Below are 26,013 nucleotides of genomic sequence, written 5' to 3'. Positions count from 1 at the left end.
TCCACACTTCTTTTGTCACACTAGAAGGGAACTTCCTTCATAGATCGAAATCATTCAACAGGATATATATAGGAGGGATTATTTTGGAATATAAAACACCATTTATCGCAAAAAAATTAGGTGTTAGCCCAAAGGCTGTTGTCCGGATTGCACAACAATTAAATCTTACGATAGAAAAAAATAAATATGGTCACTTTATTTTCACACAAGAAGATTTAGATCAAATGTTAGAATTCCATCTTTTACAAATAGAGCAGTCTCAAAACTCTCACCCTACTCAAAAAACATCATCAAATGATGTTGAAGAATTAAAAACTCAAGTAAATACAATTGTTCAAAACAAATCATCACATGAATTTGAGCAATTAGCAGCTCAATTAAACACTATTACGAGAAGGCTAGATCGAATGGAAGAACAAATGCAAGATAAGGCAAATGATGTTGTTACGTACCAACTTTTACAACATCGCCGTGAAATGGAGGAAATGTTAGAGCGGATTCAAAAGCTAGAAGCTTCCCTCAAGAAAGAAGAACCAATATATATTACTCCCGATTCAAAACCAACATATGAACGAGAAAAGAAGCCGAAGCGCCGCAAAATGATTTTTAGTATATTTGGATTATAATTTTTAGACCCTTATTAAAATAATAAGGGTCTTTTTTCATGAAGAAAGACTTCATATTAAAATAGCATTCTCTTTATTATATATATTCATTTCGCTTTATTTTGTTAACATAATATTTTTACTGTATTCTGCGATTAATGCCTGTGCATGAGCATTCCCTTGAATCACATCTCGAAATTCTTTTAAAGAATACAAATGCGTAGCCCCTTTTCGGGCATGAATTCGCACTGGTACACCTTGTAAAGTATCATGAAACTGAAATGGCTTATCTACCGGTTCAATTGGGAAACCGAGTGTTAATAAATACATATACATTCTTTTTGTCACTGCTGCAATATACCATTCTGCTTTCGTTTCTAATGCATGCATAAATAAAATAGCTGTTAGTCTTTTGAAGTGTCCTCTCCCACGAGACGTTTTCGCAATACTTAACTTGCCTATTTCATACACATTTTTCAAATCTTTCACTAAATCATTTTTAGAAAACGGATAGAAAAACTCAGAATTCGATTGCTCTGGTTCCGTATACTTAATACATTCTACTGTACCAATATGATGTTCATCTTCTATTAATAAAAATCGTGATGGATTTAAATTACGTTCTACGAACATTAAGTTTCTTTCTTCACAAAAATCTCCCCATAGTTGCTCGAACCAAAAATGTTCTTCTTTTGTTTGAACACGCTGGAACATATTTACCCGCCTTTCCCATCGCCGCTCTGTTTTTGATAACGCTTTCACTATCTATCATATAAGAACAAATCTTCGTATGCAACTAAAAATATTTATGACTTATTATATTCTGCAAAGTGAATTAAATTCCATCTTAATTGTCTTTTATCCCTCATGTACCGTTCTTCTAACAATATATTTATATTACTTTCAAATTCAAATCGTATAAAGCTGCCTTCCATACAGCATATATTTCTTCTTAATCTAAAAAAATCCTTTATAAAAAAGGATTTTTTTACTTCTTCATGCTTTTTAACCACTTCTCAAAAATTTGTACCATTCCATGTTTTCCGGCTAATTTCTCTTCCCCTTGTTTCGTTTTATATGGATATAATTGCAAGAACACACCACATCCAGACTCAATTTTTTTACTATGCATATGACTTCCTGGATATACACAAATAACTTCATAAATGGCCCTTCGATAATAGACTCTCTTTCCATCCTGTTCTTCTACATATTTTATAGACCAGTACTTATACATTTGCTCAGTTGCCTTCGTATTTCCAACGTGCTGAAAAATATTGTACATGGGGCTATACTTCACTTCGATAATAATAGAAGATTGATATACGTATTTCCCTTCTTCCTTTACATAACAGTCTAAGCGAATGTCTGGCTTCTTCGTATCTTCTCCATTATAAAAATTACTCCCTTTACTTAATGCAATAAGAGGATGAGTTTCAATTAAATCATTAAATGCGACTTGTACTCTAATATCATCTCGTTGTAAAACTACTGTCGTTCCATCCTGTAATCCATCTACATAAAAATGTTCTTGAATTTGTTCACGAATGGAATTTCTAGCCTCAAAACCAATTTGCTCTAACATGGAAATAACGATAAAAAAAGCGTAATATTCATACACTAAAAATGTTGGTTTATAAACAAATAATAAAGATGGAGATTGTTCTGTATATTGTGGAAGTAAATCTAAATGCTGTAGTAGTTGTTGATGTGGTATCGGTAAATTATGTGAGTGCATGTTACCAGTTTCGGAAACTTCTCTCCAAAATGGAGAATGCATTAAAGTTTGAAAGTATTGTACACTTTCATGTACAAAATGCGCTAATATTTTATATTCTTGTATCTTCATAGAGCTTTTTCGCAAATCCGCCTCTTTTAGTAAATGTATATTTTTATATTTTTGTTTCTCTCTATCGGTCACTGATCCATTACGCTCAATTGTTTGTATAATCGTTTTTACAGCTTGAAATTCTTCTAATTTCTTCCTTTTTGCTCTTTCTAATATTTCAATTGTTTGGCGCAAAAAACTTTCCGCTTCAAGTAAATAGAGATAAAATTGCATCGCTTTAAATTTAAGAAATGCATTTTCCTTACTATTTTTTTGTTCTATCAACTTACGATTATAATATTTTGCATACGGTTTTCTTTCCGCCACTATGGCTCCTTTTCTCGTCGCTTTCCGCTCCTTTTCTTCCCATTTATATTCATGTATAAATTTTGAACTCGATTCTATTTTCTTGAAAATTTGCTTTATCTTTTTCATTTTTTGCGGCAACTTTCTAAGTAACACTAAATAAGAAGAATCTTCAATATCACTAAGTGCAGAGAAAGTCTTTTTATAATAACCTCTATCTAAAATCAACTCATTCAAAATTGACTTTACATAGTTTTGAATCATTTCAAATTGATCATCAAAAAAATTTTTGGGGACGATTTGAAATGCGCCATAATACGTTCTATCTTCTATATTCACTTCAAAATGATATAATCCACAACGCCATGGATAAAAGAATTCCGTTTTTCCATGTTCATATATTAATACCTTTTGTTTTTTTTCATTTATTTCATATTTTGACTCTTTTATATTTTTCTGTCCCTCATATACTTTATTCCATATAAAAGTAATATTCATTGGACTTTCATAATGGTAATGCAATCTAATTGGTTTTAATTCTTGTACTTTATAAATACATTGAACTAATTCTGTAGTAGATGTACAAAGACGATTTAATAAAATATATTCCCCTTTTGCCTCAGTTCCAATGATTAACTTTAATACAAAAGGGAGCGTTTCTTTCGTATCAACGATTTCTGTTTCATATCGCCCTTCATTTTGCATAGCCATACAGCTCCAGTTCTCTACGCTTTTCTCTTATATATGCTAAAGAGTGTTCAAATGTAGATACTCTGTTTGCAAGTGGCGATTGCAAAAGAGGTAGTAATGTTGCCCCCCTTTTTACGTCTTCAGAAAGTAAAGACCCAACCATCATTTCAGTCCCTCTTATTTTCGTCAATACACGTTGCTTGATTTGTAAATCAAATCCCTCTTCTCTACTGATCATATAGGAATGATTATTTTGGAACGGTATATTTTGCAAGTAAGTAGCGATTGCGTTTGCACATCGAAATGAAATTCCCTTTGACATATCATGTGATGACAATACAACATGTAACTTATCTAATAGTTCTAACTCTTCTTCAGAAAACACCTCAATCATCGCTTTATTCCTGACCCAGCTTATACGAAATTCTCCTGCAGTTACTTTCAGAGGTGGTTGTAATACAATTTTCTCTTGTTCCATACACATCTCACAAAACGGAATCTTTTGTAACGTTATTAAATTCGTCCGATCTAATAATCGATCTGAGAGTTCTTTCGTTGTTTCATCAAAATTTACTGTACCTACAAATATAATATTTTCACCAATTTCAATTGTTGATGGAATTGGATTTTCTTTTTCTTGTACACCTTCATACAAATTTAGAATACGGTTTTGCTTTTCAAGTTGAAGAACAGATAGAAATGGAGTAAACCAATGCTCAATATGCGACATATTCATTTCATCAAAAACGATTATATATAGTTGATTTTGATTTTCTTTTGCCTTCATTAACGCCCTAACTAATTTTGTTTCACTTTCAATAAAAGTACCATTTGGGTGAAGGTAACCAAGTAAATCATGTGGTTCTTGATACGATGGTGAAATCGGAATCCAAACCAATTCTTCCCCATACTGTAATCCAAGTGCTTCTGCATAAGCTTGCACAAATCGGGATTTCCCAGCGCCTGGTATACCACCTAGAATCGTCAACATATTTGTTTTCGCACTTATATGGAAATTATAAATGTCCGTTTCATCCAAATATAGCCCTTTATTACGTACAAAACTTTTTACATACTGTAAAAAGACGGATTCACGCTCATCCCATTCCCATTCATCCTTGTGCACTTTTATTTCCTCTACTTCTACATGCTTACCTTCTTCAGTCATTCGTTTTTTTAATTGCTCATACATGTGATTGCTTACAAAATACAATTGATCTTCTACCGCTATTTCCACATACTTCATCCAGTCATGTAAGTCTATATACTTACATTCCCGCTGCTGTTCAAAATAGGCGATTGAACTAATTGATGATGACTTTAAAGATATATTTCCATATAACCTTCCATCGTGCCACAATAATTCGGGAGGCTCAAAGTCTTTCGGATATTTTGGCATTAGAAATGACAAATAGCCATTTCCAAGTTTTCTTTCTAAAGACTCTCCTTTTTTGTATTCGGAAACTTTAGGTACTGGAATCATTTTATAGCCATTGGCCATTTCTCGTGGTTCTTCCGCACAAATTAACTCCACGTATATATGTCCTCTTTCATAATAGAGACGAAACATAACCAATTGCTTTTCTAATTTTCTTTTCTTTAATTCCGAAAAGACTTTTTCATTCTTTTTATTGCTACATAAACCTTCAAATACGTATGGTTCATTTTTTAATTGCTCTTGTAACGTGAATGGTATTGGCGATAGGCATTGCACAAAAAAATTCTCTCCATTCTTCTCTCTCTCTGCTTTTGTAAACTTTCCGATAAACCTCATATAGTACATTCTTTTTATAAAACTTGGCTGAAGAGCTTTATGTAATTTCACCTTCGTCACCTTCTTTTTTTCATACTATTCTTAGTGTATGAAAGAAATGAAAAACTAGAAACAAAAAACCTGACGTTATCCGCCAGGTTCAAAATAAAAACGTATATTAATGAGATGGAAATGCTTTTTTCTCTTGTAAAATGGCATTATGAGCAATTTTCATTTTAGCAAGTACATATCGTAATCGATCTTCAGCGTTTTCATCTGTATTTTGCTGTAATTCCGCCAAATTCTCTACAGCACTCGCTAAATTTTCAATCACTCCTCGTAGTTCAGGATGATGATTAAAAAAGGATTCTTGCACTAATACTTTCCTTACTTCACTCGCTAAATCAACAATTCTGGTTAACTGTTTTTTTCTTCCATTTTCATCCCTCCTGAATATCTTATGTATTAAATATTCTCTAGACAAAGAAAAAAGCCCTTTATTTAAAAGGACTTTTACATTTTTATATTTCCAGTTAATAGCATATAAAGTGATGTGATAGCTGCGATAACAATTGCCCACATTACATATCTCTCAATACCTTTAAAACAACGATTTCCTTTTTCTTTTCTTGCATACATGTAAACAATAATCCCGATTCCATACACGATTGAAACAAGTAATAAATTTTTCAAACCTGCTGCATATAGAAGCCATACAGAATAAATAGAAGCAATTAAAGCTAACGAGCCGTTTTTTACTTTTGCATCTTTTAGTTCGTTTGTAATAACTAATTTGAATTGGAATAACGCTGATAATAAATATGGTACTAAAATTGATGTTGAAGCTATGAAATACATAATTTGATATGTTGATTCTGAAAACAGAACGATTATAAATATAATTTGGGCAACGCAATTTGAAATCCATAATGCCATATGTGGCGTTTGTTTTTTATTTGTTTTCGTAAAGACTTTCGGAAACACGCCATCTTTTCCTGCTACGTGGGAAATTTCAGAAACAAGTAAAAACCAGCCTATTAATGTACCTACAAGTGAAGCAACTAACCCAATGTTAATCGCAACTGCGCCCCATGTCCCAACAACATGTTCTAATACATGTCCCATTGATGGGGTTTCTAACACGGAAAGCTCTCCTCTTGTCATCGCTCCCATAGACAAGACAGAAATTAAAATATAAATAGACATTACTAAAATAAGTCCAAGTACTGTCGCTTTACCAACATCTCGGCTATTTTTCGCTCTACCAGATAATACAACCGCTCCTTCAACCCCAATGAAAACCCAAAGAGTTACAAGCATTGTATTTTTCACTTGACCAAGTATAGAGGAAACTGATATAGTTCCTTCTCCCCAAAAATCATGTGTAAACGTATCCCAGCGAAATGCTGTTACCATTACAACAATAAATAATACGATTGGAACTAATTTCCCTATCGTTGCAATAACATTCATAATAGATGCTTCACGAATTCCAAATAAAATTAGAAAATGAAGTGTCCATAATAAAAGTGACGCTCCAACAATAGACGCAACATTATTTCCACCTTTAAAAATGGGGAAGAAATAACCTAATGTACTAAACAGTAACATGATTGTTGCAACGTTTCCTAAAATTCCTGCTAGCCAATATCCCCAAGCACTGTTAAATCCGATATATTCTCCGAAACCAGCACGTGCATAACTATAAATTCCGCCCTCAAGCTCCGGTTTTTGTCTTGCTAACGTTTGATATACGAGCGCGAGTGGAATCATTCCCATCGCTGTAATACACCAACCAATTATTATAGAGCCGCTATTCGCTCCTACTGCTAAATCATGCGGTAAACTAAAAACACCGCCACCAACCATCGTTCCGACTACTAATGCAATTAATGGAAAAAAACCTAACTTCTTTTCTATTTGTACCACCCCATCTGTCATTCTAGGTGTTATGTTCGTTCAACTATTAAAGTCACCTTTTTCTCTAATAGACGTTTCTCTTATATTTTTTCAGGAAAACATTACTTATTCTAAAAGAAAATGAAGAAAAATGGAATACTTTTTTGAAAAAATGTATAAGTATGCACAAAAAAACCGTTCATTTTGTAATGAACGGTCATTTCATACATATAAATTTGTATATTTCTTGTAAAATTAACGAAGTAAATTCTCTTTTTGTAAAAATTGTTTCGCAACTTCTTCACTACTTTTTCCATTCACATTTACTTCATAATTCATTTTTCGCATTTCTTCATCTGTAATCTTCCCAGATAATGTATTTAATACTTTTTCAAGTTCAGGGTATTTCTGTAACGTCTCTTTTCTTAATAATGGTGCACCTTGGTACGGTGGGAATAACCCTTTATCATCTTGTAGCACTTTCAGTCCATACTGCTCAAGTTCACTATCAGTTGAATATGCATCGATTACGTTAACATCCCCTGATTGAATTGCACTATAACGTAGTTTCGGTTCCATCGTTTTCACATTTAAAAACTTATAGTTATATAATTTTTGCATTCCTTTATAACCGTCTTCACGATCAGCAAATTCTAATGTGAATCCTACTTTAGCATCCTGTGCCATTTTTCCTAAATCAGAAATTGTATTTATATTATTTTGATCTGCTATTTTTTTCGGCATAGCTAGTGCATATGTATTGTTATACTCCATCGGCTTCAACATAACCATATTATATTTCTTTTCCATTCCAATGCGAGCCTGCTCATATACTTCATCCCGATTTGTACTTTTTGGCTCTTCTTTCACGAAAGTAGATAAAGCTGTTCCTGAAAATTCAGGGTATATATCTACTTCTCCTGATTTCAATGCTTCAAATACAAATGCTGTTTTTCCAAGACCTGGTTTTAATTCTACGTGTAAATCGGTATCTTGTTCGATAAGTTGCTTATACATTTGAATTAAAATTTCAGGTTCTGATCCAAGTTTGCCGGCAATAACAATATCTTTCTTTTGTGTGTTCCAAAGAAAGGGAGAAGCAATCATTATACAAGTAATACATATCGTCAATATAATACGCTTAGAGGAGCGTTTTGGACTCTCAAGCACTCTAAGTACTACATCAAAAAATAAAGCGAGTAACGCGGCTGGTACGGCCCCTAAAATGATAAGCGCATGATCATTTCGATCGATACCAAGTAATATGAGTTTTCCGAGCCCACCAGCACCTATAAGAGCTGCTAATGTAGCTGTTCCAACAATTAATACCATCGCCGTACGAATACCGGCCATAATAATTGGTAAAGCAAGAGGAAGTTCTACCTTCCACAGTCTTCTCCAGCTATTCATCCCCATAGCTCTCGCTGCCTCGATTAAAGATTCATCTAACTCCCTTATTCCTGTATATGTGTTTCGTAAAATAGGTAATAGTGCATACACAACTAATGCAATAATGGCAGGAAGTTTTCCAATTCCTACTAACGGAATTAAAAGTCCGAGTAATGCCAGTGATGGGACAGTCTGCATAACTGCAGAAGTTCCTATTATAAATTCAGCCATTCGTTGTTTTCTCGTTAATAAAATGCCAAGTGGCACCGCAATAATTACTGCAAAAAATAGTGAAATAAGCGATATTTGTAAATGCTCACTTAATGCAGTTAGTAATTCTATTTTTCGCTCTTGGAACGTTTGTATAAAATCAGTCACTGTTTAGCCTCTTTCCTTCATTTGTTCAACAATGTAATTAACAATATGACGACTTGTTAAAGCTCCAACATATTGACCATTTTCTTCAACTGGAACGACTTCGTCAGCTCGTACACGAATTAATGCTTCTTGTAAAGAAGAATGCAATGATAGTGCATCCCCTTCTATCCGCATACTTTTATCAAGTGGTAATACATCTTCTATACTTTTCCCCTCATACCAAGGTCGTCCACGATTTCCAATGAACTCCTCTACAAACTCATTTTTCGGATTATGTATAATACCTTCTGGTGTATCTAATTGAACAACTTTTCCTTCTTTCATAATACAAATACGATCTCCAAGCGATAACGCTTCTTGCATATCATGTGTTACGAACACAATTGTTTTTTGAATCTTTTTTTGCAATTGTACGATATCCTTCTGAAGCTGTTCCCTACTTAATGGATCTAACGCACTAAACGGTTCATCCATAAGAACGATTTTCGGGTTTGCGGCTAATGCCCTTACGACACCAACGCGCTGCTTTTGCCCTCCTGACAATTCATCAGGCATACGATCGCGATATACGTCTGGATCTAGCCCGACCATCTGTAGCAACTCATCGACACGAGCTTTTATTTTTTCTTTGCTCCATTTTCTCATTTCAGGAACAACTGCAATGTTTTCTGCAATTGTCATATGCGGAAACAAAGCGATTTGCTGCAATACGTATCCTATATTCCAACGCAATTCATTAATATTATATTGTTGAATATCTTTTCCATCGATTAAAATAGATCCTTCAGTCGTTTCAATTAAACGGTTAATCATTTTCATTGTCGTTGTTTTCCCGCAACCACTCGGACCAATGAGAACAAAAAATTCTCCCTTATTAATTTCTAAATGCAATGAATCCACTGCTTTCGTGCCATCTTCATACGCTTTTGACACATGATTAAATTGAATCACAAATACAGCTCCTTTAATGTTGTTTCCTTTATTTTGATGGAATACGGCATTCATTTCAAATGATACGCTTTATAATTAAAAAAGAGCCCACATTTGAGCTCTAACGGTCGAACAATATTGTTTTCATTATTGCAGCATATTCACGTACATACATTTTTTTCTTAGAGCGCATTGGTGTTTCAGCAGCTAGTGCCTCCATCTTCATGCCTAAACGCTTTGCGATTATTTTCGTTCTATATAAATGATACGTATTACTTACAACTACCGCATGTTTCACATCATATAAATCCATACTAAACTTTACATTCTCATACGTATTTGTAGATTGATCTTCTATTAAAATACGATTCTCATCTATACCATGTACCATTAAATAGTTTCTCATACTATGAGCTTCCGGTATATCTTCATCTTCCCCTTGACCACCTGAAACAATTACTTTCGCTTCAGGATGGGAATATAAATATTCCAACGCTACATCCAAACGGTTTTGAAGAGATAAAGACGGTCTATCTCCAAATAACTTTGCGCCTAATATAAGAACGTATGGAGAGTGATTACTCAATTTTTCACGAGCAACTTTCTTCATTCGAAACGTCATATAAAGAATGTATAGTGGCGGTAGTAATAAGATTATAAGCAATATCCATTTGTTCATAAATAAGTTTGCACTCCCTTTCTTTTTATTATATAGAAAAAGATAGGGAGGCAGAAGTATTTTTTATCCCGCTATTTGCTGGGCAGTAAGACCCCCAACTCAAAATTCAGCGAAAGCAAAGAAGTTAGGTGGGATTCGGGCTGCCCGTAAAAGCCCGATTGGTGAGGGGTGAACAGAACCCCCACGGTATAAAGTTTCACTTTATACGATTGATTTATTTGAAACGTTCGTCCCTACTTTACGTTGTGAAAGTACATAATAAATTGCGATTCCTAATGAAAAAATCAATATGCAGCTTAATACGTAAAAAGGGAGCATTACCCCAGTTTTAGATACACCAGCTGTAAACAGCATTAATAATACAATTCGTATTCCTGTACCAATTAATCGAAATAAGCTGTCTACACGTCCCATTACTTCGTTTGGAATTTCCTCCATCATCAATACATTTCTTGCCACTCTTGTACCTGCATTGCCAATTGCATGAAAAATTGCAAGTCCATATAACAACATTACGGAAGGTTCAATAATCATTGCGGTAATTGAAATTACATAAATGAGCATCGTCATGACGATTGAAACTTCTATCTTTATATATTTCATCATAATTGGAATACCTATTCCCGCAAGAACCGCTCCGACGCCGTACATCATACCTTCTATTGCGTATACTGAGGCACTGGCTTTTAATAGATCTGAAATATATACCGGGATTAAATAATTTGCCATCATGACACCGATAAACGGCATATAAGTCGCCAGTAAAAACCAAAAGAACTTCAGACGCTTTTGCATAAAGTGAATCCCTTCGAACAATTGCTTCTTAAATGTTACTTTCCTTTTTACTTCCTTTTTCTTTACGTACGGTATACATAAGAAAAGGAAAAATGCTCCTGCAAAAGTTAACATATCTACTAACAAAATCCATTTTAAAGAAATGATTTCAATAAGGAAGCTAGCAGCCGCTCCTAAAATAACTTGAGTTAACTGTCCTTGTATTTCCATTGTTCCACTTAAATTTTTATAATGTTCTGCTTGAAATATCTCTTGGTTAAACGCAAATATTGTAGGATAAAATAATAAATAGTAAAATGACCCTGCTATATATATAAGAATATAGTGAATAGAATGATAAGGTTGCCCAGTAAATCCCCATATAGCCATCATCCCTATAATGACTATCCCAATACCTTCATTACATAATAATAAAGATTTTCTTGAAAAACGATCAATACTCTGCCTGATAAACGGTGTTAATAAAAACATAATAAGAGTTGCGATGATGGAGACATAACCAAACGTTGTCTCTCCTCCATTCTCTTTAATTAACAACCACGGAATCGTTATCATAACAATACCGGAGCCAATAGCTGATAGACTATTGGCCCCTAGAATGAAATACAAGCGTGAATCTTTATACAGAGATGACATATCACTCAACTCCTAGTTGTTTTTTCACCTCTTTATATACGCTCATATATGCTTTTAATTCTTTAACTAAATCATGAATTAATGGTTTTGCATCTTCTCCAAGTTCACCGTCTTGTACATGAAGTCCATCAAGCACAACTTGTTTTGGGATTGCATTTGCGTACACCCCTCTAGCAACAATACGCATATTGTTTAATGCGTTAATGCCACCTTTACCGCCTCCAGCAACTGCAAGTAATGCGACAGGTTTATGAACAAATTCACTACTGCTTAAGTAATCTAACGAATTTTTCAACGCCCCACTCATTGCATTATGATATTCAGGTGTACATAGTACTACACCGTCTGCAGTTTTCACTAATGCCTTTAATTTTTTTACCGCTTCTAATTCACGTTGTGATTCTTCCCCGTTATATAAAGGCAGTTCCTCTACTGATAAATCGTATAACTCCCCTTCAAATTGATCAGCAATATATTTCGCCACCACACGAGTTCTACCGAATTTTCTTGGAGTACCGTTAATAACGACTAGTTTCATAATTATTTCTCTCCTTTGTTTTTCAGTTATACTTATATATTATCAGAAATTTCTATACAAAACACAATATAAAGAGGGAACTAGCTTGATAAAATAGTATGATAGACGAAAAAAAGAACTCCTACGAAAGTATGAGTTCTTCACAATTACTTTTCCTCCTCTTTATGACACAGTATGCCAATGTTTCCTTTCGCTTCAAAATGGTTATACGCTTTTTCTGCTAATTTAATACGCTCTTCTGGTAAAGCTACATATTTCATAATATTTTCTATTATTTTTTCGTATGGAGTAAACACAATTCCTGGCCACTCTATCTCGTCCTCTGGATTACTATTTTCCGAAATAATAAATTTCTTATTTGCCACCGCATAAGAAACTCGAGGTGTTTCAAGAATTCCTGATAAGTAAAAATGAATATTTAATATAATTTTAGACCTAGCGATCAACTCATTTCTAACAATTCCCCACGCATTATTTTTAAAAACAATATTTAAATTGGGGGCAACTGCTTTTAATTGATCTAAAATAGCTTGCCGCCTCGGATTAAGAGCACCTATAAACAGTATATCGATGTCTTCAGTTATCTCATCTTCAAATGCATCTTTTTTTATTTCCAAAGTTGGGGCATAGTTCATTCCTATATGTCTTATTTCTTTTCCTACACCTTTTTGTTTTAACCATGCTATATTTTGTTTACTATAATCCCAAATTTCCTTATCTTTTAATAACATTAAATAAAGGGGGTGCGCATAAGGGCTTCCTTCATATAGCTGTTCTAAATTATAAATAATTGCATTTTTCGGAAGTAGATTCGGGTTATGTGCATATGTATGCGCTCCAAAAACAATTGTATTTTTCACATTTTCTAGTATTGTTTCTGAAATAATTGCTGTATTTCCCTCCTGCTCCAATCGCCATTTCAAAGCTCGCGCGACATCTATGAAACTACCATACGTCTTTGGGCATATAAAAAGACAATAATCATATTCTTTATTCAAATAAGCTTCCATTAGCCTTAAATTATTTTTATACAAATCCACATCCGGATATTTAAGTAAAAGCTCATTTGCATGTTTTTTTGCTACTTTATATAATCCAGCATAATAAGCAGCAATGCACCTTCTTAATTCAATCCTTTGCCGATGCTCATCTGCTACGTCCATGTCTAAAAGCAGATTTGCAATACAATACGCTTTTAAATGATCACGATCATAATAATAATCTAGTAGTGGCATCAATTCTTCATACGTATTTCCATGCACAGATTCTCCTAGTTCTAGCGCCCATCGTATTAATTCCATTATTACTCCACTACTCCTTTAACCGAAATTGTATTTAATAAAATTTCGCATTACTTTCTACCATATTTGCTATATGCAACGGTAACTCTTCTTTTTTCGATTCCAAAAATTTTTGTGACACTGCACCTAAATGTTTTTTATGCGGTATATAAAAAGCACTTATAGAAATCTCATAGTCAAATAAGTAATCATACACATGGTAATCTACAAATAGAAGATCATTATTCGGAAAAGGAACTTCCTTCCCTTGCAAGGCATACATCAAAGCAATATTATTTTGAGATTTTAATCGATACATTCTTGCAAGTTGGTATAATGGTTCAGCTCTAGTTGGTCGGTATTCCCACGCTTTTTGAAAATAAAGAATTGCTAATGCTGTATATTGTTCTTCTTGCTTCTTCATAGTTTCTTTTTCTTCCGCTTCTGTTACTTCATGTTGCTGATTTGCCGAACGGTTTGCTAATTGTTCATAACAAAATCCTATTCGCAATAACGAATAGAAAACTTCTTCAACCCATCCCCCTGCTTCCACTCTTTTTTTGTACCATTTAATCGAATCTTCAAATTGACTTAAATGAAAATAAGTTTGGGCTAAATAAAATAAATATCTTATATGCAAATCAGGCGTTGTTTCTGGATCATTAATCCCTTCTAACAATAATCTCTCATCTCTCTCAAATTTATCAGCTTTACTACCGCCATCACCAGGGTCGTTAACGACAAGCGTCTCTAACCTTGCTACTCTCGTATTGTAATTCGCACCAACTTTGGAACGATCTATATCCCAATACTCATGAGTAACACCGACAGATTTCCATGGTAAAGAAGCTTTCAAAAGGCGTGTAAGCCAATACTTAATATGAATATCATATTGCAATGTAAGATAATGGTCTTCCGTTAAACTAGTCTTATCAAACTCAGGATCAACTTCTAATATCATATCTGCATCTAATATTAATAAATAATCTGCTTCTGGATATGTTTTTTGTGCCAATGAAACAGCTAAACTTCTGTTATAACCAAAGTTTTTAAATGGTTCATGATGAACTGTTCCTGGGATTTCATTTTCTTTACACCAATTTTCAATAATTTCGGGTGTATGATCAGTTGATCCCGTATCACAAATAGAAACAAAGTCTACAATTGATTTTGTAGCATTTAAACATCTTTCCATAATTCTAGACTCGTTTTTAACAATCATACAAAGACATAACTTTTTTTCTTTCCCTGCATTCTTCACTTGCTCATTTCCCATTTAACCACCTCATATTTTATTAACACGCTCTTTTCATATGTAACACCACTTCATAGCTACATTGATGACATAATCATCCTTTTACTATTTATGAAAATTTCATTTTATTTATTCTTATTTTTATGTTGGGACATCTTTCATGCTTCACTATATATTTGATACATCCAGTACAAATAAATAATGATTGATTGGTATTTTCAATTTAGAAATTTCTTACACTATAAAAAAGAAACTTGCGCCTTTGCACAAGTTTCTTTCAAAAATCATTTCCTATTTTTTCACAACTTCATGTCCACCGAACTGATTACGAAGAGCTGAAACTACTTTTCCGTGGAATGTATCATCTTCTTGAGAACGGTAGCGCATAAATAATGACATCGCGATTACCGGTGCTGCCGCTTGAAGTTCAAGTGCCGTTTCCACAGTCCATTTCCCTTCTCCTGAAGAATTCATCACACCTTTAATGCCATCTAGTTTTGGATCATCTGCAAACGCCTTTTCAGTTAAGTCCATTAACCAACCGCGGATAACCGATCCGTTTGCCCATACTTTTGCAACATCTTCATAATTGAAATCAAAATCACTTTTATCTAACACTTCAAAGCCTTCAGCAATTGCTTGCATCATACCGTATTCAATACCGTTATGAACCATTTTTAAGAAATGACCACTTCCGACGCGGCCTGCATAAGAATACCCATTTTCTACTGCTAAATCTTTAAATAAAGGTTCTAATTGATCGTAAATTTCTTTTTCTCCACCAACCATTAAGCAAGCACCGTATCTAGCTCCTTCTACACCTCCTGATGTTCCGATATCTACGTAATGTAAACCAAATCTTTTCGCTTCTTCCGCACGGCGTAACGTATCTTTATAGAATGAATTTCCGCCTTCAATAACGATATCGCCTTCCTCTAATAATGGATATACATCTTTTAATACTGACTCTACAACTTCTCCCGCAGGTACCATTACCCAAATTGTACGAGGAGCTTCTAGTTCAGCAACCATTTCTTTTAATGTATGACGAGCAGTAATCCCTAAAGCCCCTGCTTTTTCAACAAGTTCTTTATTAACGTCATATACAACTACTTCATGCTTGTCTTCATATAAATGTTCTGCTAATGGGAATCCCATTTTTCCTAATCCAATTAAACCTAGTTTCATATTCATCAATCTCCCATTCTATACAAATATATTTAATAACGAAATTAGTCCAAGTGCTACAACAGATAATATCGTCTCCATTGCAGTCCATGTTAATAATGTTTCTTTCACAGTCATTCCGAAATACTCTTTAATCATCCAAAACCCAGAATCATTTACATGTGATAAAATTAATGAACCTGCACCTGTTGCAAGTGCTAGTAGTTCAACATTTACACCTGGTGTACTTGCTGCAATCGGTGCTACAATTCCAGCTGCTGTCATCATAGAAACTGTAGCAGATCCAGTCGCAATTCGGATAAGTGCCGCAATTCCCCAACCTAATAATATCGGTGAAATATGAGATTCTTTCGCCATTTCTGCGATTGTCGTTCCAATTCCAGAATCTAATAATACTTTATTAAACGCACCGCCTGCACCAATAACTAACAGTATGTTCGCAATTGGCCCTAAACAATCATTTGTAAATTGTAATACTTTATCTTTTGAGAAACCTTTTGCATAACCAAGACTAAAGAAAGAATATATCGTTGCAATTAATAACGCGACTATTGGATCTCCAATGAAGTGCAATACTTGTGCAAGTTGACTTGTTTTGCTTAGCCCTACTTCCGCAATCGATGCACCTAGCATAAGAAATACTGGAAGTAAAATAGTAAACAATGTATTTCCGAAACTAGGAAGTTCCTTCTTCTTATCTCTTTCAATAAATTGCTCCGCTATATCTAATGGTACTTCTTTATGTATACGAGCACCGATCCATTTCCCGTAAAGCGGACCTGAAATGATTGCAGTTGGAAGTCCGACAATTAATGCATATAAAATTGTTTTCCCTACATCTGCTTTAAAAATACCTACCGCTGCCATCGCTGCCGGATGCGGTGGAACGAGTCCGTGTACAACAGATAGTCCTGCTACTAGTGGAATACCAATTGTAATAAGCGATACCCCTGTTTCTAACGCAATTGTAAATACTAATGGAATTAGTAGTACAAATCCAACTTGGAAAAATACTGGAATCCCTACTAAAAATGCAACGAACATCATCGCCCAGTGAACACGTTTCTTCCCAAAACGATCTATTAATGTGGTAGCAATTCGTTCAGCACCGCCAGATTCGGCCATCATTTTTCCAAGCATCGTTCCTAATGCTAAAACTATCGCTAAAAACCCTAACGTATTACCAAGCCCTAGTTTAATAGAATCGATAATCCCTGGATCTTTTGGTGAAGTTCCAATCAATGGCATTCCCATTGCTAGCCCTACACCAATTGCTGTTAATATTAACGCGACAAACGGATGCCATTTTACTACCGTAATAAGTAAAAGTAGTATGACAACTGCCGCTAGTACGATTCCAACTACCATTTCTCCCAATCCCCCTATTGTTTACGTTGGAAAGCAGCTATACAATCAAATTCTTCTTTCAAGCGATTGTAAAGTCGTTCATACATATAAAACATTTCTAAATATATAGCCGTATTTTCTTTATTCGGTACATGATGATGAACAATATCAATCCAATCCTTTACCTCTTCAAGAGAATCAATTTTTCCTACAGCATATAAAGCAACTGCCGCTGCCCCAAGCGCAGATGCTTCATGACTTTCAGGAACAAGCAATTCTTTTCCCATCATATCGGATAACATTTGTCTCCAAAATGCAGATTTCGCAAAACCTCCTGAAACGCGTATTTCAGTAAGTGGCCCTGTACAATCCCTGATTGCGAGTGCAACAGAATATACGCTCATACAAACACCTTCCATGACTGCACGTATAAAATGTTCTCGTTTATGCTGAAGGTTTATTCCAAAGAATGTACCACGAGCATTTGCATTCCAGTAAGGTGCACGTTCTCCAGATAGAAACGGTAAAAATAGCAATCCACCCGCTCCAGCTGGTACACTTTCCGCATACTTAATTAATAAATCATACGGATCAATGCCAAGCTTCCTTGCAACTTCTTGTTCTGGGCTACCAAATTCATCACGTAACCATCTCAGTAATATTCCGCCGTTATTCGTTGGTCCGCCAATCACCCAGTGCTCGTCTGTTAATGCATAACAAAACGTTCTTCCTTTTTCATCTGTATTAACACTTGATGAAATTGTTCGAACTGCACCACTTGTACCAATTGTAATTGCAGCTGAGCCAGGCGATATTGCCCCAACGCCTACATTCGCAAGAACACCATCACTTGCACCAATAACAACTGGCGTATCTTCACGAATGCCCATCTTCTGTGCTAATTCAGGTTTCATACCCGATAAAATATATGTAGTTGGCACAGGTGTTGATAATTGTTCTGGTGACATATGTAACATCGTTAAAACATCTTCATCCCAGTTTAATGTTTCTAAATTAAATAACCCAGTAGCAGATGCAATTGAATAATCCACTACGTAGCGTGAAAATAATTGATAAATAACATATTCTTTAATGGAAATAAATTTATAAGCGCTCCTATATAATTCTGGCTCTTCCTCTTTCATCCACAATAATTTAGAAAGCGGCGACATCGGATGAACTGGTGTACCCGTTCGTCTATAAATTTCATGCCCATTCATATGTTGTAATAATTTTTCTGATTGCTTCGTACTTCGATTATCTGCCCAAATGATAGAACGCGTTAATGGCGTACTGTTTTCATCTACTGCAATTAATGAGTGCATCGCTGTACTAATACCGATTGACGAAATATCTTCTGGTAACACGTTACCTTTTTCAATGGCAACGCTTACAGTTTTGTATACAGCAGCACATATTACATCAGGATCTTGCTCAGCCCATCCGACGTTCGGTTGAATAATTGGATAATCAACTGCATGTGATGCAACGACTTTTCCTTTTTCTGTGAACACAACCGTTTTTGTACTTGTGGTACCGATATCAATCCCGATTACTCTCCCCCTTGTTTCCATGCGAATCTTCCCTTCGTTTCTAGTAAAATACGAACTAGTAAACCGTTTACATGAATTAGTATATAAAATATTTTTTCATTAATCAAGTTTTAAAAAGAAAATTTTTTTCATCACAAAAAATAAATCCCCTCATTCCATTTCACTTACATACTAAATTTAGCTTTTCCCTGCGGTAAAGTTGCGTTCTATTCGTTGCGCAACACACTCTTTTTCTTTCATTAACAACACATATATACTCCTTCCATACATTCTACTTATTTGCATGAAAAAGGAGTTGTACAGCAACTACCTCCTCAATGGAAACTTTGTGCACTTTGCTCGTTTTTATTGTATTAAGTTCTCTCGTACTTTTCTCTTAATAGTCTTAGAGCGCGTATCCTACTATCACTTTATTAACTTGTAAATATATGTTCCATGCTATAAAATCAAATAGTATTTATATTTTTCAGAAAAATAAAACAATTTTTTAGACATTATTGTATAATGTTGTAAAAAGATGTCGGAGGGATTTAATGTTACATAAAATATCTCAATTCACAATTAAGCTTTCATCCATTCTTTTATCACTGTTACTATTATTAAATTTACCTTATTTATTTATCACTCAACAAGGATTCACCTTTCAACCAATTTATTTTTTTAACCAGATCGTTACTATGTTAAAACAGGTTTTCTCACCTGAATCATTGTTGGTTATAGGATCAGACCCAAAGTTTGGTCATTTAAAAACAACACCATTATTTCCAACTGTTTTAGAACCTTACCTATATTCGTTTATTATATTATTTGTAGCCTTTTTGCTTGCGCTCTTTATCTCATCTAGCATGGCATTTTTTTATTTTTTAGCAAAAGATTATATAAAAAAATGGATAAACCGAATTGTGTTCATATTAGAAGCTGTCCCTGATATGATGATGATGATTTGTTTACAAATATTTTTCATATGGTTACTGCGGAAATTCGGGGAATTACCTGTCACCATTATTTCTTTTAATGAAAATCGAGCTTATTTACTCCCTATTTTATCTTTAGCTGTCTTACCTACATTACAAATGTTTCGGACGATGGTGTTATACATAAAAGAAGAACATGGAAAACATTACGTAGAGGTTGCATATGGAAAAGGGTTTTCATCAAGTTATATACTATGCATTCATTTATTCAAAAATATATCTATCCACTTCTTCCACCATTTAAAAACGATTTTTGTTTTCTTACTTTCTAACTTATTTATTTTAGAATTTGTTTTTAATATGCAAGGCATTATTCAATTTTTATTTAAAAAGGCGTTTATTTCACCTCCAGCTGCATTTATCATACTTGTCATGATTATCTTACCGTTTTATGCCATTTTTCAAATAATCTCTTTCATGATGAATAGATGGCAAAAGCAATTGAAAGGAGCAGCTTTATGAAATCTATTTGGAAATCAAAACGCTTTTTAATCGGCTTTACTTATTTATTCATACTTGTTTCAGCTAGTTTTATTTATAGTTGGTTCTTTAAAGATAACATCCCAAAACCTCCTCAGTTACTTTACAATGACAATAACGAATTACTTGGAAAGGCCCCCTTTCCACCATCGTTAATACCGCCTTTTGGATCTGATCGTTTTGGAGAGTCTGTTTTCTTACAAATTATAGAAGGAGCAAAATTCACTATCTTATTAGCTGTGGCAATTAGCTTCTTTCGAATTTTATTCGGAACATGTATAGGAATTCTCTTAAGTTTATATGCTCCAAAATTCAAGAGATTTTTCCAGTCATGCTCAGAAGTGTTTTACTATATTCCTACTTTATTTATCGCATTTATACTCATCACGCCCGTTAATATTGTAATCATATCAAATGCTGATAGATTAGATCCAAATATTTCATTTGCATTTTATCAAGTACTTGTACTTATTTTCGTCGCTCTGCCTACACTTTCTTTATATATATCCTCAGAGGTTGATGAATTTATGAAACAAGATTATATTTTAAGTTCACAATTACTGGGTGCTAGCCGTTTTCATATTATCAAAAAACACTTACGAGTCTTATTACTTGACCGCTTATTTGTTTTATTTATGGAACATATCGTCCAAACTCTCATACTCGTTATCCATTTAGCGTTGCTTGATATTATAATTGGTGGGATACAAATGCGTGAACTCTATGACGGAGTACTCAAACCTGTTTCTCTATCGAATGATTGGGCAGGCCTTATTGGATTAAATCGTTATGAAATGAATATTTCATGGTGGATTATTTTGTATACTCTCGTTTCATTCTTTATTACGATTCTATTTATTAAGCTTATGACAATCGGGATTCAAGATGCACTGAAAGCAAGAGATTCGCAAGTTGTAGCAATTCAAACCGTTCCAAATCATAAAAAAATTGTTAAAAGTAAAGATTCTTTTTCGTTTGTAGATAAAGTGAACCTTTAATCCTTTCTCGTTAGTCGACATTGATAGTAGTGGAATGAAAAGAAGATGATTCCTGTTGAATGCAGGGATCATCTTCTTTCTGCTGTCTAACTTTTTTACATGTCTTTAGCTAGACTCATGCTTTTTATATTTAAAGTGAATTATTTGCAATCACAATTATGCTGTTTAAAATCGATTACCATACGTCCTTGAATTCTACCTTCTTCCATTTCTTCGAATACATTTTGTACTTTATCTAGAGAACAAGTTTGAACAATCGGCACTACTTTTCCTTCTGCACCGAACATGAATGCCTCTTCTAAGTCTTTACGAGTACCGACTAGAGAACCAACTACTTCAATTCCATCTAGTACAAGTCGCGGAATGTTTAAATCCATAGTTTCTACTGGTAAACCTACTGCAACGACTTTACCACAAGCACGTACTGCATCAACTGCTGAGTTGAATGCTACTTTAGAAACGGCTGTTACTACAGCAGCATAAGCACCACCAAACTCATCTTGAACAATCTTATCAGCAGGACCTTGAGAAATTGGATTGATAGTCATATCCGCACCAACCTCTTTTGCTAACGCTAATTTATCGTCATTAATATCTACTGCAATTACCTTTGCACCAAATACGTTTTTAGCATATTGGATAGCTAGGTTACCTAATCCACCACAACCATAGATGACGATAGGTTGACCAGGTTTAATGTCTGATACTTTTATCGCTTTATATGTAGTTACGCCCGCACATGTGATTGATGATGCTTGAGCAGGATCTAATCCTTCTGGTACTTTCACCGCATAATCAGCTGTAACGATACATTGTTCTGCCATACCACCATCTACTGAATAACCAGCGTTCTTAACTTCACGGCAAAATGTTTCTCTACCTGTTACGCAATATTCACAACGTCCACAAGATTGGAACATCCATGCAATACTTACACGGTCACCTACCTTTAGTGAAGTTACATCATCAGCAATTTTCGTAACAATACCTACACCCTCATGACCAAGAATACGGCCATCTGTGTTTCCAAAATCATGATTTGCAACGTGTAAATCAGTATGACAAACCCCACAATACTCTACATCTACTAGCGCTTCACCTGAGTGTAACGGACGTAATTCCTTTTCAATAACTTCAATGTTTGCTTTACTATTTTTATTAACTACTACTGCTTTCATATGTGATCTCCCCTTTAGTGTTTTAGAATTTTAATGAGTTCATCTCACAACTTCTGTCTTCACTGGTTCGGCTAATCATTATGCCAAATTTAAGTGTTCAATCATCATTACATGTTCATCATAACATGTAATTTTAAAAGCCTATTGTTAAATATTGAACAATATTTGAATTATTAACCAAATGTTTTCTTACTATATTTGAAGGAAAACTGAAATTTCATCCATATATAAGCTTATTAGAATTCAATGTGCGGAGTATGAGACTCAATTAATAAAGATTTTTTAAAACAGGAAATTATAATCATCAAATTTTCACAAAAGACTATTGGCCAATATAAAAAGCCCTTCAACTGAAGGACTTTTTATATTCGTTTCATCGAAATTGTTTCACGTATACTTTGTAAATTTTGCAACGTCTCTTCTTGGCGTTGTAACGATAACCCAACGTACAAAGTATCTAATAAACTTAACTGTGCTAATCTTGATGAACTTGCTTCTGTGTGGAATTCCGTCTCACGTGTTGAAGTATATAATGTAATATCAGCAAGTTGACTTAATGCTGATTTCTGATAGCTCGTAATTGCAATAATGCTAGCACCCCTTGCTTTTGCTACTTCTAACGCTTCCAGTAACCCTTTATTGCTACCAGAATGAGAAATTGCAATGACCACTGCTTCTTTAGTAAGTAAACCCGCACCCATAATTTGAAAATGTGAATCTGTATGAGCAATACAAGAAATACCCGTTCTCATAAATTTATGATATGCATCCATCGCAATAATACCAGAACCACCATTTCCATAAAACTCAATACGACTTGCGTCTTGTAATACCTTTACGGCTTGCTCTAGCGCTGTATCATTTAGCAAATGTAATGTATCTTGCAGTCCTGTAATATGCGAATGAAAAACTTTTTTAGCAACAGTTACCATACTATCTTCCGCCGATACTTCTTCATGAATATTTTGCATCGGAGTATGTACAATTTCACGAGCTAATGTAATCTTTAAATCTTGAAAACCTTGAAAACCAAGGTGCTTACATAAGCGGAATATCGTAGCTTCAGAACTATTCGTAACTTCAGCTAATTCTGTAATAGATTTATGTACAACATCTTGTGGATGTTTCAATATATGTTCGGCAATACTTCGCAATTTCGGTGATAAACCGTTTAACGAAGCCTGAATCTTACCAATCCCACTTCTTGTACCTGGCATAGCATATCTTCCCCTTCCATCGTAGCTTTATTGTACCTAATTATCGAAAGAAGAAAAACCTTTATTTGGCACTACTATACATTGAAACTTTAATCAGTGAGAGTATTGTACATCTCCCACTGATTATAAGCCCGCAAATAGCTTGATAAATTTTAAATACTCCTATGTATTCTGTCGTTACATGGTACATAATTATTCATATTTATTATTTCCTCCATGCTTCACCGCATATAATGCAGCTTGCGTACGATCATCTACTTCCAATTTAGCTAAAACATTTGAAACATGTGTTTTCACAGTCTGTTCTGTAATATGAAGCTCTGCTGCAATTTCTTTATTACTTCGCCCTTTCGCGATTTCACGAAGTACTTCTTGCTCTCTTTTCGTTAACATGGAAAAAGGGTTTTCTTTTTCTTTCTTTTCTGCTGACCGTCCTAATAGTGCCGGTGTTACTTTCGGATGAAAATTCGCATTTCCTTGATGTACTGCAATGATAGAAGCAACAAGTTGCTCAGGTTGTACTTCTTTTAATTGATAACCATCTGCTCCAGCCTCCAGTGCTGGTAAAACATAGTCTTGCTCTGAAAAACTGCTTAATATAAGTATCTTTATTGTTTCATCATATTTTTTTATCCGTTTTGTTGCTTCTATACCATCCATCTTCGGCATTGATAGATCCATTAATACTACATCTGGTCTTTCCGTTTGAATGAATGTTAATGCCTCTTCACCATTTTCTGCTTCCCCAACTATTTCAAATTCTTCTCTCGTTTTTAAAAAGAATACAAGTCCTCTTCGAACGATATGATGATCCTCAACTAGTAGTAATTTAATCTTCAATCTTCTTCTCCCCTTTAAACCGGCAATTGAATTTCAATTTTCGTACCCTTTTTCAGCTCAGTTTTTATTTGAAATGATCCCCTCATTAACTGAATACGTTCCTTCATACTTTTTAAACCGAGCGCTGACTCTCTTACGTGATCTTGTATAAATCCTATTCCGTTATCCTCTATGTAAAAATACAACTGATTATTTTCTATTTTCAAAAGAATATTTACTTTTTCACATAAAGCGTGTTTTTTACAATTATGTATTGCTTCTTGACTAATACGCCATAAAACTTCTTCTATTTCATCTCCAATTGAAACCATTCCATCAATTCGAACTTCCACGTGAATCCCTAACAACTTACCATAATTTTTAATCGCCTCTGCTAAACCTTTCTCTAACCCTTCCGGTCTTAATTGCCAAATTAAAAGTGTCATTTCTTGTAATGCTTCCTGTGATAATTCTCCAATATAGCTCAACATCTCTTGCAAGTCTCTATCTTGCGTCATATTTAAAGTACCTTTTGCTGTTAGCATAATAGAAAATAACAATTGTTTTACTGAATCATGTAAATCACGAGCTAATCGATTTCTTTCAGCTACCACTACATATTTACGTTCTTTCTCCACTAACTGAATACGTTGTATTGTCGTTCCTATTTGAAATGCAATCGATTCTAATAATGCTAATTCTTCCTCTGAAAAATGTGTTTTTTGAGGCGAGGCCACATTTAATAGACCAAATTTCTCCGATCCAGACCTAAGGGGAATTGTCGCATGATGCGTAACATCTTCGGTCTCTCCCCAATTACATTCAATCGCATCCTCTATTCGCTTACATTCAATAATATTTGTCGCTTTTTCCAATCTGCCATTCACAAAGCGCTCTACACACCAACAGTCTCCTTCACACATTGGCTTCTTCTCTTGCCACGTAAGAGCTGGCGGTAAGTTTTCATCTACAAGCATACGGTGCTTTCCACTTTCATCAATAAAAAAAATCCACCCTGTTTGTAAATTCATAACTTGTAACAATGTATGTAACACTTTTTCTAACATGTCTTGTAAGTCTGTTGCTTCATTTAATAATTCTGCAATTGCTTTTAATGCTTCTAAACGATACATCTCTTTTTCTTCAAAGTTCATTTTCATCACCATCTATCATTATAACATTAAGAAATTTCTAAATTCTACAAATAAAGAAAGAACTGAATTCCTTCAGTTCTTTCTTTATTTTAATCATTTTATTATTGTTTTTCTATCCAATGTTGGAAGCTAGATTTTTGTTAA

The 26,013-nt window shown here is 34.4% G+C and carries 22 protein-coding genes; 3 read left to right on the top strand and 19 right to left on the bottom strand.

Annotated elements, in window-relative coordinates; genetic code table 11:
• Nucleotides 1–83: 83 nt before the first annotated feature.
• Entirely contained in the window at nucleotides 84–626 is a 543-nt protein-coding gene (racA, locus tag MKX31_RS09325; protein WP_064477336.1) for a chromosome-anchoring protein RacA, read from the top strand.
• 96 nt (nucleotides 627–722) lie between these two features.
• Here racA and MKX31_RS09320 read toward each other — a convergent pair whose 3' ends face one another.
• The 15 genes from MKX31_RS09320 to gntK all read right to left on the bottom strand — a co-directional run bounded on the left by MKX31_RS09320 (nucleotide 723) and on the right by gntK (nucleotide 19,070).
• Nucleotides 723–1,319: a hypothetical protein gene (locus tag MKX31_RS09320; RefSeq protein ID WP_000487799.1), complete on the bottom strand. Its 597-nt coding sequence runs from the start codon at nucleotides 1,317–1,319 to the stop codon at nucleotides 723–725.
• 274 nt (nucleotides 1,320–1,593) lie between these two features.
• On the bottom strand, nucleotides 1,594–3,444 hold the full coding sequence (locus MKX31_RS09315) for a hypothetical protein (RefSeq protein WP_340980675.1): 1,851 nt from the start codon (nucleotides 3,442–3,444) through the stop codon (nucleotides 1,594–1,596).
• Nucleotides 3,434–5,254, bottom strand: coding sequence for an AAA family ATPase (locus MKX31_RS09310; protein ID WP_340980674.1), 1,821 nt, complete (start codon nucleotides 5,252–5,254; stop codon nucleotides 3,434–3,436). Before MKX31_RS09310 ends, MKX31_RS09315 begins: the two co-directional genes overlap by 11 nt.
• Nucleotides 5,255–5,360: 106 nt before the next feature.
• Nucleotides 5,361–5,639 (bottom strand): LemA domain protein, encoded by a 279-nt coding sequence (locus MKX31_RS09305; RefSeq protein ID WP_340981552.1) that lies wholly within the window; start codon nucleotides 5,637–5,639, stop codon nucleotides 5,361–5,363.
• A gap of 56 nt (nucleotides 5,640–5,695) precedes the next feature.
• The gene (locus MKX31_RS09300) at nucleotides 5,696–7,123 is read right to left on the bottom strand and encodes a basic amino acid/polyamine antiporter (protein ID WP_000129472.1); all 1,428 of its coding nucleotides are present in this window, start codon (nucleotides 7,121–7,123) and stop codon (nucleotides 5,696–5,698) included.
• 213 nt (nucleotides 7,124–7,336) lie between these two features.
• Complete coding sequence (locus MKX31_RS09295) at nucleotides 7,337–8,848, bottom strand: ABC transporter permease/substrate-binding protein (RefSeq protein ID WP_048563114.1); 1,512 nt, start codon at nucleotides 8,846–8,848, stop codon at nucleotides 7,337–7,339.
• Nucleotides 8,849–8,851: 3 nt separating this feature from the next.
• Complete coding sequence (locus tag MKX31_RS09290; RefSeq protein WP_064477340.1) at nucleotides 8,852–9,799, bottom strand: ABC transporter ATP-binding protein; 948 nt, start codon at nucleotides 9,797–9,799, stop codon at nucleotides 8,852–8,854.
• Nucleotides 9,800–9,899: 100 nt separating this feature from the next.
• Nucleotides 9,900–10,457, bottom strand: coding sequence for a YdcF family protein (locus MKX31_RS09285; protein ID WP_064477341.1), 558 nt, complete (start codon nucleotides 10,455–10,457; stop codon nucleotides 9,900–9,902).
• Nucleotides 10,458–10,658: 201 nt separating this feature from the next.
• Entirely contained in the window at nucleotides 10,659–11,888 is a 1,230-nt protein-coding gene (locus MKX31_RS09280; RefSeq protein WP_340980673.1) for an MFS transporter, read from the bottom strand.
• 1 nt (nucleotide 11,889) lies between these two features.
• Nucleotides 11,890–12,426, bottom strand: coding sequence for an NADPH-dependent FMN reductase (locus MKX31_RS09275; RefSeq protein ID WP_046955699.1), 537 nt, complete (start codon nucleotides 12,424–12,426; stop codon nucleotides 11,890–11,892).
• Nucleotides 12,427–12,572: 146 nt separating this feature from the next.
• A complete protein-coding gene (locus tag MKX31_RS09270) occupies nucleotides 12,573–13,727 on the bottom strand; it encodes a glycosyltransferase family 1 protein (protein WP_340980671.1) in 1,155 nt (384 codons plus the stop codon).
• A gap of 34 nt (nucleotides 13,728–13,761) precedes the next feature.
• A complete protein-coding gene (locus tag MKX31_RS09265; RefSeq protein WP_098102803.1) occupies nucleotides 13,762–14,982 on the bottom strand; it encodes a tetratricopeptide repeat-containing glycosyltransferase in 1,221 nt (406 codons plus the stop codon).
• 270 nt (nucleotides 14,983–15,252) lie between these two features.
• The gene (gene gnd, locus MKX31_RS09260) at nucleotides 15,253–16,149 is read right to left on the bottom strand and encodes a phosphogluconate dehydrogenase (NAD(+)-dependent, decarboxylating) (protein ID WP_098110998.1); all 897 of its coding nucleotides are present in this window, start codon (nucleotides 16,147–16,149) and stop codon (nucleotides 15,253–15,255) included.
• An 18-nt stretch (nucleotides 16,150–16,167) separates the two neighbouring features.
• Nucleotides 16,168–17,517 carry a GntP family permease gene (locus tag MKX31_RS09255; RefSeq protein ID WP_064477346.1) on the bottom strand — a complete coding sequence of 450 codons (1,350 nt, stop codon included), beginning with the start codon at nucleotides 17,515–17,517 and terminating at the stop codon, nucleotides 16,168–16,170.
• A 14-nt stretch (nucleotides 17,518–17,531) separates the two neighbouring features.
• Nucleotides 17,532–19,070 carry a gluconokinase gene (gntK, locus tag MKX31_RS09250; protein WP_088046801.1) on the bottom strand — a complete coding sequence of 513 codons (1,539 nt, stop codon included), beginning with the start codon at nucleotides 19,068–19,070 and terminating at the stop codon, nucleotides 17,532–17,534.
• A 512-nt stretch (nucleotides 19,071–19,582) separates the two neighbouring features.
• Between gntK and MKX31_RS09245 the strand changes: the two genes are divergently transcribed.
• Together MKX31_RS09245 and MKX31_RS09240 are read left to right on the top strand one after the other, a co-directional pair.
• Nucleotides 19,583–20,485, top strand: coding sequence for an ABC transporter permease subunit (locus MKX31_RS09245; protein WP_340980668.1), 903 nt, complete (start codon nucleotides 19,583–19,585; stop codon nucleotides 20,483–20,485).
• Nucleotides 20,482–21,501 carry an ABC transporter permease gene (locus MKX31_RS09240; protein ID WP_340980666.1) on the top strand — a complete coding sequence of 340 codons (1,020 nt, stop codon included), beginning with the start codon at nucleotides 20,482–20,484 and terminating at the stop codon, nucleotides 21,499–21,501. The genes MKX31_RS09245 and MKX31_RS09240 overlap by 4 nt, the downstream gene beginning before the upstream one ends.
• A gap of 140 nt (nucleotides 21,502–21,641) precedes the next feature.
• Here MKX31_RS09240 and adhP read toward each other — a convergent pair whose 3' ends face one another.
• The 4 genes from adhP to MKX31_RS09220 form a co-directional block, all read right to left on the bottom strand.
• Entirely contained in the window at nucleotides 21,642–22,679 is a 1,038-nt protein-coding gene (gene adhP, locus MKX31_RS09235; RefSeq protein WP_340980664.1) for an alcohol dehydrogenase AdhP, read from the bottom strand.
• Between the two features lie 362 nt (nucleotides 22,680–23,041).
• The gene (locus MKX31_RS09230; protein ID WP_340980663.1) at nucleotides 23,042–23,896 is read right to left on the bottom strand and encodes a MurR/RpiR family transcriptional regulator; all 855 of its coding nucleotides are present in this window, start codon (nucleotides 23,894–23,896) and stop codon (nucleotides 23,042–23,044) included.
• A 192-nt stretch (nucleotides 23,897–24,088) separates the two neighbouring features.
• Nucleotides 24,089–24,736 (bottom strand): response regulator, encoded by a 648-nt coding sequence (locus MKX31_RS09225; RefSeq protein ID WP_064477349.1) that lies wholly within the window; start codon nucleotides 24,734–24,736, stop codon nucleotides 24,089–24,091.
• A 14-nt stretch (nucleotides 24,737–24,750) separates the two neighbouring features.
• Nucleotides 24,751–25,848 (bottom strand): sensor histidine kinase, encoded by a 1,098-nt coding sequence (locus tag MKX31_RS09220; protein WP_176713076.1) that lies wholly within the window; start codon nucleotides 25,846–25,848, stop codon nucleotides 24,751–24,753.
• Nucleotides 25,849–26,013: the final 165 nt, after the last annotated feature.

The sequence above is a fragment of the Bacillus sp. FSL M8-0063 genome, assembly GCF_038005545.1.
Lineage (GTDB): Bacteria > Bacillota > Bacilli > Bacillales > Bacillaceae_G > Bacillus_A > Bacillus_A wiedmannii.
The sequence above is the reverse complement of the archived record's forward strand: the minus strand, read 5'-3'. Positions and strand labels throughout refer to the sequence as shown.

Bases quoted from the DNA above. Each gene is read 5' to 3' on its own strand.
- MKX31_RS09320 (WP_000487799.1), bottom strand. From the start codon at position 1,319: ATGTTCCAGCGTGTTCAAACAAAAGAAGAACATTTTTGGTTCGAGCAA.
- MKX31_RS09315 (WP_340980675.1), bottom strand. From the start codon at position 3,444: ATGCAAAATGAAGGGCGATATGAAACAGAAATCGTTGATACGAAAGAA.
- MKX31_RS09300 (WP_000129472.1), bottom strand. From the start codon at position 7,123: ATGACAGATGGGGTGGTACAAATAGAAAAGAAGTTAGGTTTTTTTCCA.
- MKX31_RS09285 (WP_064477341.1), bottom strand. From the start codon at position 10,457: ATGAACAAATGGATATTGCTTATAATCTTATTACTACCGCCACTATAC.
- MKX31_RS09280 (WP_340980673.1), bottom strand. From the start codon at position 11,888: ATGTCATCTCTGTATAAAGATTCACGCTTGTATTTCATTCTAGGGGCC.
- MKX31_RS09275 (WP_046955699.1), bottom strand. From the start codon at position 12,426: ATGAAACTAGTCGTTATTAACGGTACTCCAAGAAAATTCGGTAGAACT.
- MKX31_RS09270 (WP_340980671.1), bottom strand. From the start codon at position 13,727: ATGGAATTAATACGATGGGCGCTAGAACTAGGAGAATCTGTGCATGGA.
- MKX31_RS09265 (WP_098102803.1), bottom strand. From the start codon at position 14,982: ATGGGAAATGAGCAAGTGAAGAATGCAGGGAAAGAAAAAAAGTTATGT.
- gnd (WP_098110998.1), bottom strand. From the start codon at position 16,149: ATGAAACTAGGTTTAATTGGATTAGGAAAAATGGGATTCCCATTAGCA.
- MKX31_RS09255 (WP_064477346.1), bottom strand. From the start codon at position 17,517: ATGGTAGTTGGAATCGTACTAGCGGCAGTTGTCATACTACTTTTACTT.
- gntK (WP_088046801.1), bottom strand. From the start codon at position 19,070: ATGGAAACAAGGGGGAGAGTAATCGGGATTGATATCGGTACCACAAGT.
- MKX31_RS09245 (WP_340980668.1), top strand. From the start codon at position 19,583: ATGTTACATAAAATATCTCAATTCACAATTAAGCTTTCATCCATTCTT.
- MKX31_RS09240 (WP_340980666.1), top strand. From the start codon at position 20,482: ATGAAATCTATTTGGAAATCAAAACGCTTTTTAATCGGCTTTACTTAT.
- adhP (WP_340980664.1), bottom strand. From the start codon at position 22,679: ATGAAAGCAGTAGTAGTTAATAAAAATAGTAAAGCAAACATTGAAGTT.
- MKX31_RS09230 (WP_340980663.1), bottom strand. From the start codon at position 23,896: ATGCCAGGTACAAGAAGTGGGATTGGTAAGATTCAGGCTTCGTTAAAC.
- MKX31_RS09220 (WP_176713076.1), bottom strand. From the start codon at position 25,848: ATGTATCGTTTAGAAGCATTAAAAGCAATTGCAGAATTATTAAATGAA.